Source organism: Cobetia sp. Dlab-2-AX (assembly GCF_024124625.1).
Lineage (GTDB): Bacteria > Pseudomonadota > Gammaproteobacteria > Pseudomonadales > Halomonadaceae > Cobetia.
This window is the reverse complement of sequence record NZ_JAMXRV010000005.1, coordinates 295,619-311,184: the sequence shown is the minus strand read 5'-3', so window position 1 is coordinate 311,184 and position 15,566 is coordinate 295,619. Positions and strand designations below refer to the sequence as shown.

Genomic DNA, 15,566 nt, shown 5'->3' with positions numbered 1-15,566 from the left:
GCGCACCACTGCCTTCCATCTCGCTGCACAAGGGATTTCCATGCTGAACTTCATCACGCCACGCCGGCTTTCGGCTCGCACGCTCTCGCTCTCTGGCCTGCTGCTGGCCACGCTCGGGCTGGGTGGCTGCATGACCGGCCCGGACTTCACGCAGCTGCAGGCGCGCGTGGTGCCGCAGCAGGCCTTCACCGCACCGCCGGATGCGATGCTGGAAGTGCGCCTGGTGGATGTCTCCCGCGCCGACGCCGAGGCTGGACTGATTGCCAGTACCCGCTATGGCGGCCTGCGTGAAGGGCCTTTCCCGGTCAGCCTGCAGTACGATCGCAATGCCATCGAGGAAGGCCATCGCTACGCGCTGCAAGCCGATGTGCGCAGCGATGGCCGCCTGTATTGGATCAATGACAGCGCGGTGCCGGTGCTGGGTGACGCCAGCACCTCACAAGGCGAGGGCGAGGGCGAGGTCGAGATCCCGCTCACGCCGCTGCCGCGGGCACTGGGGCATTGAACATGCCCTCCCTTTCCTTCAGATAGGACATCCCGATGGATTGGCTGGAATACCTGTTACCCGTCTTCTTCCTGACCCCACTGGGTGCCATCGCGCTGGTGGTGCTGGGCATGCGCGGCCTGCATGAGCGGCGCATCCAGTCGCCACTGACCCGCCGTCAGCTGCGCGAACCGGGCCAGAGCCTGCGCGATCGTCTCGATGAGGCCTTCCAGGCGCTGTTTCTCGACGGGGCGCTCGGGCCGCTCATCACCTTGAGCCCGCTGGTCTACGGCATGGGGCGCATGGTGTTCGGTGAAGAGCAGAACTGGCTTGAGTGGGCCGCCTACGGTCTGGCCTGTGCGCTGCTGGTGCTGGTGTTCGCGCTGCGCCTGACGCGGCACTTCCAGCGTATCCGCAAGCTCAAGCTGGGGCTGGCCTGCGAGCTGTCCATCGGTCAGGAGCTCGACCAGCTCATCCGCCCGGAACAGCTCACCAGCATGGTCTATCACGACGTGCCGGCCGATGACTTCCATATCGATCATCTGGTGGTCACCCCCGCCGGGGCCTACGCCATTCGTACCAAGGCGCGCTCACGGCCGCTGGATGCACTGGGCGCACTCAAGGATGAGGTCAAGCTCAAGGATGGTCGCCTGTACTTCCCGGGCTATCGCGAGCGCAAACCGCTGCGCGAGACACGTACCGCACGCGACTGGACGGCCGCCTGGCTGAAGCGTGAGTGCGGTGTCGAGGTTCCGGTGCAGGGGCTGCTGGCCCTGCCGGGCTGGCAGATCGTGCGCGAAGGACCCCAGCGCGAGAATGACCCCGAGGTCGTCAATGGCGAGGGCCTGGCCGAGTGGCTGAGCACCCATTGCATGGCTCCCGAAGAGGGTTGCCCGACCCTGGATGACGCCCTCAAGCAGCGCATCAACGAGGCGATTCTCGACCGCGTTCAGGCCGAGCGCCTCGCCACCAACTGACCCTCCGCCATGCTCCGGCCCCTCGGAGCATGGCAGCGCCAGACAAAGGCTTGCCAAGGCAACCCGCCCGGCGTTAAATACGCGCCGGTCCAGCCTTGGCAACCTTATCGCGCTATCGCAATGATGGCGCTCCTGGCGACATATCCCACATGAAACTCATCACCTTCGACGCTTTTCGCACCCTCGGCATCCCCGGTGTCCGGTATATCAAGCCGGAGCGCATGCTGGATCACCTCGACGAGATCCGCGCCGCCGACATCCTGCTGTTTCCCGAATACTGGCAGATCACCACTCTGGTCTACGGCCTCGGCAAACGCATCTTCCCCAGCCTGCCCAGCTACGCGATCGGCCACGACAAGGTCGAGCAGACGCGCGTCTTTCAGGCCATCTGCCCGGACAATGTGCCGCCGACCGAGATTCGCGGCGCCAGCCGTCAGGCAATCGATGATATCGAGGCGCGCTTCGGCTACCCGCTGATCGTCAAGGAAGTCAAAAGCTCGATGGGTGTCGGTGTGAAGCTGATCCAGTCGCGTGGCGAACTGGAAGAGCATGCGGCGGAGCATCCGGTGCTGTATGCCCAACCGCGCCTGGAGATCGACCGCGACCTGCGCATCGTGGTGGTAGGTGGCGAAGTCATCACCGCCTACTGGCGCGTCACGCCGCTGGGCGGCTATCGCTCCAATGTCAGTCAGGGTGGCGAGACGTCCTACGACAATATCCCGGCCCCCGCCATCGCCCTGGCCCTGCAACTGGCCGAGGCATTGGGTGTCGACCATGCCGGCTTCGATATCGCGATGGTCGATGGCCATCCCATCGTGTTCGAGTTCAATCGTCTGTTCGGCAATCAGGGCATTCCGGACAGCTCGCGTCGCATCGGTGCCGCCATTCGCCGTCATCTAGCGCTCGACAACAGCGACAACGATCCGACACCCCCGCAGCTGACACCGCCCCGCAGGCGCCGCGAGACACTGCTGGAAGCCGGCTGAGCGCTGACCGTTCTGAACGACAGCCCTGAACGACAGCCCTGAACGACAGAACGCCGCCCGATGGGCGGCGCTCTGTCGTCTGGTCGCGGCCATTCGACTGGCCAGCTGGCTCATTTCCTTACAGGCGCGAGGGGCGGCTGTGCGGGTCGCCTTCGACATGATCCTTGGGCGGGTCCTGCCGCGGCTTGCCTGCTGCCGGCACGTCCTCGTCGGGGATTTCCCAGGTGCCTTCTTCAGTCCAGGGGTCATCTTCCGGGAATTCCTCGATATTGATTTCCTTGACCGTGTAATCCGGCTGGTAGCGCAGGTCATAGTGCGCGGCACGCACGATGGAGATACACAGCATCAAGGCCACTGCCAATAGCGGCACACCCCCGATGATGGAAGCCGTCTGCAGGGTCTCCAGCCCGCCGATGAACATCAGCACGATGGGCATGAATGACAGCGCGAAGGCCCAGAACAGGCGGTTCCAGCGCATCGGCTCTTCGTCGACTTCCTTCTGGACCACAGCGGCCAGAATGTAGGAGATGGAGTCGAAGGTGGTTGCGGTGAAGATCAGTGCCAGCAGCGTGAAGGCGAAGATCACCACGTAGTCCAGCGGCAGCGTGTGCAGCATCGCGAAGATGGCCGCGGTCGGGCTCTGGTCATTGAGGATGGTGACCACGTCCAGCTGACCGGACAGCTGCAGGTAGAGGCCGTAGTTGCCCATCACCATGAAGAACAGGAAGCAGCCCATGGTGCCGAAGAACATCGAACCGGCGACCATGGCGCGGATGGTGCGGCCCCGCGAGATACGCGCGATGAAAAGCCCCACGCTGGGCGCGAACACCAGCCACCAAGCCCAGTAGAAGATGGTCCAGTCCTGCGGGAAGTGCGTGTCCTCGAAGCCCTTGAACTCGGCGAACGGCTCCAGCCAGGTGGCCATGAGGATCAGGTTGCTCATCACGCGGCCCAGCGCATCCAGACCGGTATTGGCCATGAACAGGGTCGGCCCCACGATGAAGATGAACAGCAACAGGCCGACCGCCAGCCAGAAGTTGATGTCTGACAGCAGCTTGATGCCCTTCTTGAGACCCACGTAGGCGCTGTAGCCGAACAGGGCGGTACACACCAGCAGCACCACGATCTGCGTGGTCAGCGACTTGGGTACCCCGAACAGCTCGTGCACCCCCTCGTTGATCATCGGTGCCGCCAGCCCCAGGGTGGTCGCTCCGCCGCCCAGCATGCCGAAGACGAAGCTGATATCGATCAGCTTGCCCAGCCAGCCATGCGCCAGCTTTTCGCCCAGCACCGGCATCAGCGCTTCGGAAATCTTCAACACGCTGTGGTGACGCACGTAGTAGAAGTAGGCGATCGGCACGGCGGGGATCAGGTAGATCGCCCAGGCCAGCGGGCCCCAGTGGAAGATGCCGTAGGCCGCGGCCCATTCCGCTGCCTCCGGTGTCTTGCCTTCCACATGGAACGGGGGCGACTGGTAGTAGTAGACCCACTCGATCATCGACCAGTACAGGATGGAGGCCCCGATCCCGGCACAGAACAGCATCGCTGCCCATGAGACGATGGAGAATTCGGGCTTCTCCTCGGCATCACCGAGCTTTATCTGACCGATGTCGCTGAAGATGATGTAGATCATGAAGCCGCCGGCCCCCACGCCGAGCAGCAGATAGAGCACACCGAGCTTGCTGGTGACGAAGTTCTTGGCCGCCGATACCCACATCGCGCCCTGCTCGGGGAAGATGACCAGGGGCAGCGTCACTGCCAACAGCAGGAAGATCGAGCCGAAGAAGGTCGGCTTGTCGATCATGTCGAAGGCCTTTTCCGGCCGATCCCCCGCCGTCTTGGCCGATACCGTTCGGGTTTCCTTGCTCATTTATAAGCCTCATTTATCGTTATTGCTGTGCATAATAACAGCTTATCATGGTTGATTGCGATACACGCATCTCCACTGCGTACAATCCTAGTACAACGATCCAAGCGCCTACGTAAAGATAATTTAACGCATGCAAGTCATTCATTGACGCGCGGAGGGCCTTGGCGCCTAGGGCCCAGAGAGGAACAGGAAGCACGACGACAGACTGACAGCGACAGGCAAATCAGCAGGGAAGACACAGCCAGAACAGGCAGCGCAGAGGTGGGCAGCCACAGAGGGGTAAAACGCAAGGAAGGCGCAGCAAAGGCAGCAGATGTCAGGCCGGACAGCAGGCATCCGCCAGGAAACAGCACGGCACCGCTGCCGCTCCCCGGCGGGTAATGATGAGGCTGAAAGTGATGAAGCCTGCAGTGATCAGGCTTTAGATGATCGGGCTGATGGCGCCTCGCTCTCAGTCGCCGCGCAGGCGCCCGCCCATCTCCTGGGCGAGATCCACCGCGAAGTGGTCCGTCATGCCGCCGATGAAGTCGAGCATGCGCCGATAGCTGCGGTAGAGATCCCAGTCCTTGGTCGGCGTGTTCTCGCCGATCAATGCCAGCACACGTTGATGCTTGAAGCTGGAACGTCCCTTGGTATGCAGCTCATGCGCAGCGCCGATGAAGGCCTCGAGCAGGATACCCAGCGTGGTGTAGGCGCCTATCTCCAGCTTGGCCTTGCGCTCGTTGCGGAAGATCTTCTGGCGCGCCAGATTCTTGGCTTCCCGCACGCCCCAGCCAAGGTCGGGGTGGCACAGGTCGAGCAGGTCTTCGCTGAGCGTACCGGCCAGCAGTTCCGTCTCGCGCTGGACGAAAGCCTCGGCGACATCATTGACGGCACGCTCCATCGCCGCGCCTCTCAGCGCCGCCACCTTACGCCGCTGGGAAGTGCCGCGGGCGACCATCTCCTGATATTCGCGCGGCTCGCCACCGCTGATGCCGGTGAGAATCTCGAACACTTCCTCGAACTGCAGGATGCCCATCTCGAGGCCATCTTCCAGGTCCAGCAGCGCATAGCAGATGTCATCGGCGGCCTCGACCAGCCACGCCAGCGGGTGACGGCACCAGCGTCCATCGGCCCGTGCCAGCAGACCGCAACGCTCGGCGACCTGATCCAGCAGCCCACGTTCGCTCTGATAGCAGCCGAATTTGCCGCCCGCCGTGGCGTGCTCCACCGTCCACGGGTACTTGAGCAGCGTGCCCAGCGTCGCTGCCGTCAGGCGCATGCCGCCATGGAACTGGTTGTATTCGATCTGGGTGACGATGCGAAAGCCCTGGGCATTGCCTTCGTAGGTGAGCAGGTCCTCGCGCTCGGCATCGCTCAGCCCGGCCAGCCGACCGTTATCACTGGCGGCCTCGGCGGCGAACCAGTCACGGATGGCATACTCCCCGGCATGCCCGAAGGGCGGGTTGCCGATGTCATGTCCCAGGCAGCCGGTCTGGACGATGACGCCGAGATCCGACGGCGTGATCCAGTCGGGCAACTGCTCCTTGAGCTTCTCGCCGACCATCATGCCCAGCGAGCGACCGACGCAGCCGACCTCCAGCGAGTGGGTCAGGCGCGTGTGGATGTGGTCGTTGTCGGTCAGCGGATGAACCTGGGTCTTGCGCCCCAGGCGACGGAAGGAACCCGCGAACACGATGCGGTCGTGGTCCTTGTGGAAGGGAGTCCGCCCCATCTCACGCGATACGGTGCCCGGTGCGTCATGCAGGCGACTCGGTTCCAGCAGTCGCTCCCAGCTCATCGATGACATCAGGCAACTCCTTGGCAGGCGCCGAGCACTGGCGCCGGCGAGCAGATAACAGGTGAATGACGCGCATGAAAAAGAGAACAGGGATTGTGGCACCCTGTTCTCCTTGTCTCCAGCCCGCTCAAGTCATCCTCAGCTCGCCAAGATTACCCTCGACCCCGCTCAGGCAGTCCTCAGTCCTCGGCCAGCGCCGGCAGCAGCACCTTGAGCTTGCGGGTCAGGGTGTTGCGTCCCCAGCCCAGCAGCTCGGCGGCTTCGCCCTTGCGACCACCGGTATGCTTGAGGGCCGTCTCGATCAGGATGCGCTCGAAGTCGGGCACCGCTTCTTCCAGCAGATGGGTATGACCGGCGGCAAGTGCGCGGTCTGCCCACTCGCGGAAGGCACCACGCCAATCGCCGGAGGCCGCCTCGGTGCCGCTGGCATCGCGCAGCTCCGGCGGCAGGTCCTCGATCATCACTTCTCGCCCCGAGGCCATCACCGTCAGCCAGCGACAGGTGTTCTCGAGCTGGCGCACGTTGCCCGGCCAGTCGAAACGCGTCAGGTGTTTCTCCGCGGCCTCCGTCAGCACCTTGGGCTCGGTCGACAGCTCACGCGCGGCCTCGCCCAGGAAGTGGCTCATCAGACGCGGGATGTCTTCGCGGCGCTCAGACAGGCGCGGCAGATGCACGCGAATCACGTTGAGGCGGTGGAAGAGATCCTCACGGAAACGCCCATCCTCGACCAGCTTTTCCAGGTGCTGGTGCGTCGCGGCGATAATGCGCACGTCGACCTTGACCGGCGTGATGCCACCGACACGATAGAACTCGCCATCGGCCAGCACACGCAGCAGGCGAGTCTGGGTCTCGGCGGGCATGTCACCGATCTCATCGAGGAACAGCGTGCCGCCATCGGCCTGCTCGAAGCGCCCGCGGCGCAGCGCCGTGGCGCCGGTGAAGGCGCCCTTTTCGTGGCCGAACAGCTCCGATTCCATCAGGTCCTTGGGAATCGCGGCCATGTTGAGTGCGATGAACGGCTTGCCGGCGCGCGGCGAGTGCTGATGCAGCGCCTGGGCCACGCGCTCCTTGCCGGTACCGGACTCGCCGTTGATCAGGACGGTGATATGCGACTGTGACAGGCGGCCGATGGCGCGAAAGACTTCCTGCATCGCCGGCGCTTCGCCGATGATTTCCTTGGTCAGTCCTTCCGGCACGGCGGCGGGTGCCTTGGACTCACGGGCATGTGCCACGGCGCGCCGTACCAGCGCCAGCGCTTCATCCACATCGAACGGCTTGGGCAGGTATTCGAAGGCGCCGCCCTGATAGGAAGCCACGGCGCTGTCGAGGTCGGAATGCGCCGTCATCACGATGACGGGCAGGTCCGGGTACTTCTCGCGCACGCGCGCCATCAGGTCGAGGCCATCGGTGCCGGGCATGCGGATATCGGTGATCAGGACATCCGGGCACTGACGCATGATGCTGGCTTCGGCCTGATCAGCACGCTCGAAGGTTTCCACCTCGAGGTCGGGTTGTGCCAGAGCGCGCTCCAGCACCCAGCGAATGGCGCGGTCGTCATCGACGATACAGACGCGGGCAGTCTCGCTCATGTGTGATCTCCAGAAGTGCCGGCTAGCGGAATGAGTAAACGGAATTCGGTATGCCCGGGGCGCGAGTCACACTCGATCAGCCCCTGATGCTGGTGCAGGATGCCCTGGGCGATCGACAGCCCGAGCCCTGAGCCTTCGGCGCGCCCCGAGACCATCGGGTAGAACAGCGTCTCGCGCAGGCTCTCCGGGATGCCGGGGCCGTTGTCGATGATCGCCAGCTCGCACACCAGTCGGTGGCGCTCATGGCCCAGCGTGAACTGACGACGAGCGCGGGTCCGCAGCGTGATCTCCCAGGGCGCCTCTTCGCCCTCGTGCGTATCCGGACGGGGCTGCTCGTTGAGCGCCTGGGTGGCGTTGCGTGCGATGTTGAGTACCGCCTGGATCAGCTGGCCTTCGTCGCCGATCACCTCCGGCAAGCTCGGGTCATAGTCGGCCGTCAGCTTGATGTGATGCCCTTCCGCCGCCAGCAGGGAGCGCACCCGCTCGGTCACCGAGTGGATGTTGACCGGTGACTGCAGCGGTGGCCGGTTCGGCCCCAGCATGCGGTCGACCAGATCCCGCAGGCGGTCCACCTCCTCGATGATGATGCGCGTGAATTCCACCATCTGCGGTTCGGGCAGGTCACGCTCGAGGAGCTGGGCAGCGCCACGAATGCCGCCGAGCGGGTTCTTGACCTCATGCGCCAGCCCGCGTGTCAGCACCTTGACCGCCTCCTGGCGGGCGATCAGCGCTTCTTCGCGCGAGATCTGCATCAGGCGGTCACGCGGTTCTATCTCGACCAGCAGTTCATTGGCGCTGATGGGCGTCGCGGTGAAATCCACCGTCAGCGCTTCATTGGCTGCGTTGATGATCTCGGCCTCACGCTGGGTGTAGGGATGCTGTTCCTCCAGCGCCTTGCGCAGCACATTGACCAGGGTGTCATCCAACCCCGGCATGTTGTCGGGCGTACTGCCCTTCACGCGCACCAGACTCACCGCCAGCAACGTCTCCGCGGCGGGATTCATCCAGACCATCTGCAGTTGTGAGTCCAGCACCACCACGGCAGTGTTGAGGTGTTCGAGCAGTCGTTGATGCATGGGTTTGTTCGCCATCTGCAGTACGTCTCCCTGTTCTGCAATAACCGCGCCAGTCTGGTGCAGGCACCGAAAACACGGCGTCCGATGCTGTGCAACCATTTCTGGCCCCTCATATTGGCACCAAAATGGTGCAGGCGAGAAATCGCGCTCGAGCTCGTGTTGCTTCACTCCGCCATCAGGCAACCCGATATCGACTGGCCCAGACACGAAAAAGCCGCCCGAGGGCGGCCTGTCAGCGAAGGTGAAACGCGCGATGAAAGAAGGCCGCCCAGACGCTGCTAGCCTCCGCCAGCATTGGCAGGATTGTTCGGGTTACGAGGCAGATTGACGCTGGCGCGTTGCACATAGACCACCTTCGGCTCGCTGGTCTGGCGTACGCGACCGGTGGAATCCAGCAACTCCGCCTGGATGACATGCTTGCCACGCTCCAACGCCGGCACCATGAAGACGGTACTGTGCATGGCGGATTGAGACGGCGCGCCATCCACGGTCACGCGCACCTTGTCTTCCGGACGCAGCTTGGGCTCGATCCCCAGGCGTACCGCCAGATTGCCCGCCTGTCCGGTCTGCAGCGTTTCCTCGTTGGACGGGCTCTGGATGGTGAAGGTGGTATAGCCACGGAAAGCCACATCCACCGCAGGCGCCCGGGTGCTCTCGCTGGATGAGGAAGAACTCACGCGCGACGGCGTGCTGCGCCGCGGCGGCAGGGATTCCGTCGATGGCACCACGCTGAGCGGCGTCAGCTGCACCTTGCTGCCGCCCGCAGGCTGATCACTGAAGACCACGTTGCCATTGGCATCGACGTGGCGATAGACCTGAGCCGCCTGAAGATCGAACGACAGGCTCGTCAGCATCAGCGTCGCTGCCAGCAGCAGGCACTGCAGTGGCTCGGGGCGCGCTGCTGGCAGTGCACGCGAGTCAGTCGCGGGGTTCGCGACGCGCAGGGAGGATACGAAGGGCCACATCCGAAGATTCCTGAAGAGAGTCATGGGAGGCCAGAAGCCGCAGGCAGCTCCAGCGGGATTGGGTCTATCGGCAGGCGATCCTGCTGCCTGTTGACAAGGCTAACAAGTTACAAAGCTTACCGCGTTGATGCCAGCATTTGGGGCCCTCGACAAGACGCCTGTGGGCATTGACTGTCACGCAAGGCTACCACCGCGCCCTGCAGGTCTGTCAGCAGCATTGCCGATATCAGGCAAAAGGATCAGAGCAAAGAGCCAGAACGAAAAACAGGGCCACACCTGTCGGTATGGCCCTGCTGTCGTCATCGTCGTGGGCTTGCCTCCACCTGGAAGGCACTCCGCCAGATGGCGTGGCTAGCGAATGACTGCCTCAACCTCTGCAGCGCCTGGGCGTTGCTGTACTTGGGCGTTGCAGTGCTTAGGCGTTGCAGTGCTTAGACGCTGTAGTACATGTCGAATTCGAGCGGGTGAGTCGCCATGCGCAGGCGCTGGACGTCTTCGCCCTTCAGCTCGAGATAGGCATCGATCATGTTGTCTGTGAAGACGCCGCCCTGGGTCAGGAACTCACGATCGCCGTCAAGCGCGGTCAGGGCCTGTTCGAGGCTCTCGGCCACAGTCGGGATGGACTTGGCTTCTTCGGCCGGCAGGTCGTAGAGGTTCTTGTCCATCGCGTCACCCGGGTGGATCTTGTTCTTGATACCGTCGATACCGGCCATCAGCATCGCGGAGAACGCCAGGTACGGGTTGGCCGTCGGATCCGGGAAACGCGCCTCGACACGCTTGCCTTTCGGGCTGGCAGTGTACGGAATGCGGATGGAAGCGGAACGGTTGCGGGCAGAGTAGGCCAGCATGACCGGCGCTTCGAAGCCCGGCACCAGACGCTTGTAGGAGTTGGTGGACGCATTGGTGAAGGCGTTCAGGGCACGAGCGTGCTTGATGATGCCGCCAATGTAGTAGAGAGCCATTTCGGACAGACCCGCGTACTCGTCACCGGCGAACTGGTTGTCGCCATCCTTCCAGAAGGACTGGTGAACGTGCATGCCTGAACCGTTGTCCCCGACCAGCGGCTTGGGCATGAAGGTCGCGGACTTGCCGTAGGCGTGAGCCACGTTGTGGATCACGTACTTGAGTTCCTGAACCTCATCGGCCTTCTTGACCAGGGTATTGAACTTGACGCCAATCTCGTTCTGGCCGGCGTTCGCCACTTCGTGGTGGTGAACTTCGACTTCCTGACCGATGGCTTCCAGGGTGTTGCACATGGCAGCACGGATATCGTGGAAGCTGTCGATCGGCGGGACCGGGAAGTAGCCGCCCTTCAGACGCGGACGGTGACCCAGGTTGCCGCCTTCCGGCGTGGAATCGGTCGCCCAGGCACCTTCTTCGGAAGAGATCTTGAACATGGAACCGTTCATCTCGTTCTTCCAGTGCACTTCGTCGAAGATGAAGAATTCCGGCTCCGGACCGAAGAAGGCGGTGTCGCCCAGACCGGTAGACTTCAGGTATTCCTCGGCGCGCTTGGCGACGGAGCGCGGATCGCGCTCATAGCCCTGCATGGTGGCCGGCTCGATGACGTCGCAGCGCAGCACCAGGGTAGTGTCTTCGGTGAACGGGTCGAGGAAGGCAGTGCCGTCGTCCGGCATCAGGATCATGTCGGATTCGTTGATGCCCTTCCAACCTTCGATGGAGGAACCATCGAACATCTGGCCGTTCTCGAAGAATTCCTCATCCACTGCACGCGCCGGGATGGAGACGTGCTGCTCCTTGCCCTTGGTGTCGGTGAAGCGCAGATCAACCCACTTGACTTCGTGTTCTTCAATCAGGGCAAGTGTCTTCTCAGCCATGGTAATTCTCCGATGGAGCCGGCGGCTCTGGTTACAGTTGGTGTCAGCGTTGTCTGGGGTTATTGCTCTATTTTGTAAGCCTTTTCTCTCATGGTCGGCGTCGTTATGCCAGCCATCAGACAGGATGCTCTAACAATGCAGTGAGCGTGCCAGAATGGCGCACGCCGCATCGTCGATTTCAGTAAGCTAATGAATATGCTAAAAAAAAACATCACCATCTTCATGCATACAGCACGAAAACCCGACCAAGGATGGGCCGACAAGGTGCAAAAATTCTTGCCGCGCAGTGCAGATTCATCATTTGGGTGCACCAAAAAACGTCATTGCTCCACATTGGTGCAAAATACTGGATCTCAAGTATTTCTCCGCTCACACCCGATGATCACGTCAGCATCAGATTGCGGTCATTTCTTCCTTTCCTCCTGATGTTGGCCTCGACTCACAAGTTTTTTTCATGCGCGACAGGGGGGCGGAAAAGACTTGAGAGACAATCATTTGGGCACTTCAGACCAATTGAAGGCACTCGCTGACTCGCCTCGTGAATGCACGATGCTGGCAGGAGGCATGCCATGCCCCCTATAATGCGCCCCAAATCACAAGCGCCCGGTACGCGAGCGCCCATTTTCCGCACAGGTTCCCGTCGTGATCGAGAAACTTCGCAACATAGCCATCATCGCCCACGTTGACCACGGTAAAACTACCCTGGTCGACAAGCTCCTGAGTCAGTCTGGCACCCTGGACCGCAAGGCCGAGGGTCAGGAACGCATCATGGATTCCAACGACCAGGAAAAAGAGCGCGGCATCACCATTCTCGCGAAGAACACCGCGATCCAGTGGAACGACTACCACATCAACATCGTGGATACCCCCGGGCACGCTGACTTCGGTGGCGAAGTCGAGCGCGTGATGTCCATGGTCGATTCCGTACTGCTGCTGGTCGATGCCGTCGATGGCCCGATGCCGCAGACGCGCTTCGTGACCCAGAAGGCATTCGCCCAGGGCCTGAAGCCGATCGTCGTCGTCAACAAGATCGACCGTCCGGGCTCTCGTCCTGACTGGGTCGTTGACCAGATCTTCGATCTGTTCGACAACCTGGGCGCGACTGACGAGCAGCTCGACTTCCCGATCATCTACTGCTCTGCCCTCAACGGCATTGCCGGTATGGACCCGGAAGACCTGAAAGACACCATGGACCCGATGTTCCAGTCCATCGTCGACATCGTCGAGCCGCCGAAGGTCGAGCTGGACGGTCCGTTCCAGATGCAGATCTCCGCACTGGACTACAACAGCTACGTCGGCGTCATCGGTCTGGGCCGCATCAAGCGCGGCGCCGTCAGCCCGGGTCAGCAGGTGTCCATCATCACCAAGGAAGGCGCTGTCCGTAAGGGCAAGATCGGCCAGGTCATGACTCACATGGGTCTGGACCGCGTGCAGACCGACAAGGCGACTGCCGGCGATATCGTCTGCATCACCGGTATCGAGAACCTCGCGATCTCCGACACCATCTGCGACACCGCCACTGTCGAGGCGCTGCCGCCGCTGACCGTCGATGAGCCGACCGTCTCCATGACCTTCCAGGTCAATGACTCTCCGTTCGCCGGTCAGGACGGCAAGTTCGTCACCAGCCGCAACATCCGTGAGCGTCTGGATCAGGAACTGATCCACAACGTCGCACTGCGCGTCGAACAGGGCGAGACGCCGGAGAAATTCGTCGTCTCCGGTCGTGGTGAGCTTCACCTCTCCGTTCTCATCGAATCCATGCGTCGTGAAGGCTTCGAGCTGGCCGTGGGTCGTCCGGAAGTCATCATCAAGGAAATCGACGGCAAGAAGCAGGAGCCGTACGAAGAAGTCATCATCGACTGTGAAGAGCAGCACCAGGGCTCCATCATGGAAGAGCTGGGCTACCGCAAGGGCGAGCTGACCAACATGAACCCGGATGGCAAGGGTCGTGTGCGTCTGGACTTCATCATCCCGTCTCGCGGTCTGATCGGCTTCCGTGGCCAGTTCCTGACCCTGACCTCCGGTACCGGTATTTTGACCAGCCGCTTCGATCACTACGGTGACCTGAAGGAAGGCGCAGGCGTCGAGCGCCGCAACGGCGTCATGATCTCCATGGTGCCGGGCAAGGCGCTGTCCTACGCCCTGTACACCCTGCAGGAACGTGGCAAGCTGATCATCGGTCACGGTACCGAAGTCTATGAAGGCATGCTGGTCGGTATTCACAACCGTGCCAATGACCTGGTCGTGAACCCGACCAAGGCCAAGAAGCTCGATAACATGCGTTCTACCGGCAACGATGAAAACATCGTGCTGACGCCGCCGATTCGCTTCACCCTGGAACAGGCGATCGAGTTCCTGGATTCCGATGAGCTGGTAGAAGTCACTCCGCAGCACATCCGTATCCGCAAGAAGTACCTGAAAGAGAACGAGCGCAAGCGCGCCAGCAAGTAAGCTGGCCCAGCCCGCCCCCTGTCTGATGTCAGGGGGCATCGTGCTCAAACGCAAAAGACCCGCCAACTCGGCGGGTCTTTTGCGTTTGAGCACTTTTCGTTGTTGCCGTAAAGGGCTGCATGACTACCTCTCTAATACTTGTGAATGTCATTGCAGAAAGTGCGTCGCTATTAGGGCTCGCAGAATAAGGCAACTTTGCGCGATACCTTGGCCTGAGGCATCTCTAACACTTAAATGAGGGTTATATGAGGCATATTAGTGTTGTGCATATAGCGTCTTCATTCAGAGCATGCCACTCGCGGCCAACGCCCCTGCGCAACGTCATGCCTTGATCTATTGATAGCGCGCAATCACACGACACCGAGCAAGGATAAATCGTCGAATTATGATGATGCGTCGCGTTTGAACGACGCAAAAACGAGACGTCGATGCGCAGTCACTAGGGTCAACGCAACGGAGCAGGTATCTTCTGCCGGAGTCTTCTTCATGCATATCCTGCAGTTAACGAAGGCTTGTTCGCCACACGCCACCCGGAGCAGGGTCCTCTTACCGATCCTCGTGAGCACTCGCCATGTGTCGCCATTGCCAAGCCAGATGTGTGCAATGCGTCACGAATACGCTCCAGAAGACCCGTATGAAAGGATTCAGCAATGAGCATCAAGCAACGCCTCGAAGTCCTGCCATGGGACACGCTGGCGCGTTACCGCCTGATCGAGATCATCGCCTTGTGGGAGGGGCGAGTCACTTCGCGTCATCTGGGCAACGCCTTCGGTATCGCCAGGCAGCAAGCCTCGCGCGTCATGAAGACCTACCGCGAGACGGTCGCCGAGAACAATCTCGAGTATGACCCCGTCATCAAGGGCTACCGTCCGTCGGCGAATTTCTGCCCCATGCTGACGCGGGGTGAGGTCGATGAATACCTGCAATTGCTTGGCAATCACGACAATCTGAATCCACATTTCACCGGGCTGGGGCTAGGCCAGGCAAATACCGAGGCCCTGCGTCTGCCGTCGCGCAGCGCCAGCCCGCCGGTGGTCAGAGCCTTGATCGAAGCCGCCAGTCAGGGCGCGCGTCTCGAGGTGACCTACGCCTCTCTCAACTCTCCCCAGGGAGAGGAGCGCATCCTGTGCCCACATACGCTGGTCTACGCCGCCGGCCGCTGGCATGTGCGCGCCTTCTGCGAGAAGAACCGCGCTTTTCGCGACTTCGTGCTGTCTCGATTCCGCGCGGTGCCGGAGCTGTTCGGTGAAGCCCTCGAGGGCAGCCAGCGCGAGTGCGATGAAGGCTGGGAGACGCGCGTCACCTTGAAACTGGGCGCCGACCCGCGCCTGACACCCGCCGAGCGCGGCCTGATAGAGCAGGACCACGGCATGGTGGATGGCGAGCTGCACCTGCCGACACGCGGCGCTTTGGTGCAGTACGTCCTGCGTGAACTTGGCATCAATCCGGACCATCTGGAAGAGTCTCCGCGCGCCCAGCAGCTGGTCGTGCTCAATCGCGACGAGATCACTGACTGGCTGTTCGTCAGCTCCAGCGCCTGACGCGGGAGT

Annotated in this window: 11 protein-coding genes; 5 read left to right on the top strand and 6 right to left on the bottom strand. The window is 61.8% G+C overall.

What is annotated here, in order from left to right:
- The first annotated feature begins 40 nt into the window (after nt 1–40).
- The 3 genes from NH396_RS10995 (at nt 41) to NH396_RS10985 (ending at nt 2,447) form a co-directional block, all read left to right on the top strand.
- A complete protein-coding gene (locus NH396_RS10995) occupies nt 41–505 on the top strand; it encodes a YbaY family lipoprotein (protein ID WP_176678518.1) in 465 nt (154 codons plus the stop codon).
- Between the two features lie 35 nt (nt 506–540).
- Complete coding sequence (locus tag NH396_RS10990; protein WP_176678519.1) at nt 541–1,461, top strand: nuclease-related domain-containing protein; 921 nt, start codon at nt 541–543, stop codon at nt 1,459–1,461.
- Nucleotides 1,462–1,610: 149 nt separating this feature from the next.
- A complete protein-coding gene (locus tag NH396_RS10985) occupies nt 1,611–2,447 on the top strand; it encodes a hypothetical protein (RefSeq protein ID WP_176678520.1) in 837 nt (278 codons plus the stop codon).
- 118 nt (nt 2,448–2,565) lie between these two features.
- On the opposite strand, the gene NH396_RS10980 is transcribed toward NH396_RS10985, so the two are convergent.
- The 6 genes from NH396_RS10980 to glnA form a co-directional block, all read right to left on the bottom strand.
- On the bottom strand, nt 2,566–4,317 hold the full coding sequence (locus NH396_RS10980; RefSeq protein WP_176678521.1) for a BCCT family transporter: 1,752 nt from the start codon (nt 4,315–4,317) through the stop codon (nt 2,566–2,568).
- Nucleotides 4,318–4,768: 451 nt separating this feature from the next.
- On the bottom strand, nt 4,769–6,106 hold the full coding sequence (locus NH396_RS10975; RefSeq protein ID WP_176678522.1) for a deoxyguanosinetriphosphate triphosphohydrolase: 1,338 nt from the start codon (nt 6,104–6,106) through the stop codon (nt 4,769–4,771).
- A 170-nt stretch (nt 6,107–6,276) separates the two neighbouring features.
- Nucleotides 6,277–7,686: a nitrogen regulation protein NR(I) gene (ntrC, locus tag NH396_RS10970; protein ID WP_176678523.1), complete on the bottom strand. Its 1,410-nt coding sequence runs from the start codon at nt 7,684–7,686 to the stop codon at nt 6,277–6,279.
- Entirely contained in the window at nt 7,683–8,777 is a 1,095-nt protein-coding gene (gene glnL / locus NH396_RS10965; protein WP_290441751.1) for a nitrogen regulation protein NR(II), read from the bottom strand. The genes ntrC and glnL overlap by 4 nt, the downstream gene beginning before the upstream one ends.
- A gap of 263 nt (nt 8,778–9,040) precedes the next feature.
- Nucleotides 9,041–9,727, bottom strand: coding sequence for a DUF4124 domain-containing protein (locus NH396_RS10960; RefSeq protein ID WP_253063581.1), 687 nt, complete (start codon nt 9,725–9,727; stop codon nt 9,041–9,043).
- Between the two features lie 431 nt (nt 9,728–10,158).
- Nucleotides 10,159–11,565 carry a glutamate--ammonia ligase gene (gene glnA / locus NH396_RS10955; protein ID WP_253063579.1) on the bottom strand — a complete coding sequence of 469 codons (1,407 nt, stop codon included), beginning with the start codon at nt 11,563–11,565 and terminating at the stop codon, nt 10,159–10,161.
- Nucleotides 11,566–12,207: 642 nt separating this feature from the next.
- On the opposite strand from glnA, the gene typA reads away from it, so the two are divergent.
- Nucleotides 12,208–14,016: a translational GTPase TypA gene (gene typA / locus NH396_RS10950; protein ID WP_176678524.1), complete on the top strand. Its 1,809-nt coding sequence runs from the start codon at nt 12,208–12,210 to the stop codon at nt 14,014–14,016.
- A 650-nt stretch (nt 14,017–14,666) separates the two neighbouring features.
- A complete protein-coding gene (locus NH396_RS10945; protein ID WP_043331776.1) occupies nt 14,667–15,557 on the top strand; it encodes a WYL domain-containing protein in 891 nt (296 codons plus the stop codon).
- The last annotated feature ends 9 nt before the right edge of the window (nt 15,558–15,566 follow it).

Coding starts and splice junctions, on each gene's coding strand:
- glnA (WP_253063579.1), bottom strand. CDS start 11,565: ATGGCTGAGAAGACACTTGCCCTGATTGAAGAACACGAAGTCAAGTGG.
- glnL (WP_290441751.1), bottom strand. CDS start 8,777: ATGGCGAACAAACCCATGCATCAACGACTGCTCGAACACCTCAACACT.
- NH396_RS10975 (WP_176678522.1), bottom strand. CDS start 6,106: ATGTCATCGATGAGCTGGGAGCGACTGCTGGAACCGAGTCGCCTGCAT.
- NH396_RS10995 (WP_176678518.1), top strand. CDS start 41: ATGCTGAACTTCATCACGCCACGCCGGCTTTCGGCTCGCACGCTCTCG.
- ntrC (WP_176678523.1), bottom strand. CDS start 7,686: ATGAGCGAGACTGCCCGCGTCTGTATCGTCGATGACGACCGCGCCATT.
- NH396_RS10990 (WP_176678519.1), top strand. CDS start 541: ATGGATTGGCTGGAATACCTGTTACCCGTCTTCTTCCTGACCCCACTG.
- NH396_RS10980 (WP_176678521.1), bottom strand. CDS start 4,317: ATGAGCAAGGAAACCCGAACGGTATCGGCCAAGACGGCGGGGGATCGG.
- NH396_RS10960 (WP_253063581.1), bottom strand. CDS start 9,727: ATGTGGCCCTTCGTATCCTCCCTGCGCGTCGCGAACCCCGCGACTGAC.
- NH396_RS10985 (WP_176678520.1), top strand. CDS start 1,611: ATGAAACTCATCACCTTCGACGCTTTTCGCACCCTCGGCATCCCCGGT.
- NH396_RS10945 (WP_043331776.1), top strand. CDS start 14,667: ATGAGCATCAAGCAACGCCTCGAAGTCCTGCCATGGGACACGCTGGCG.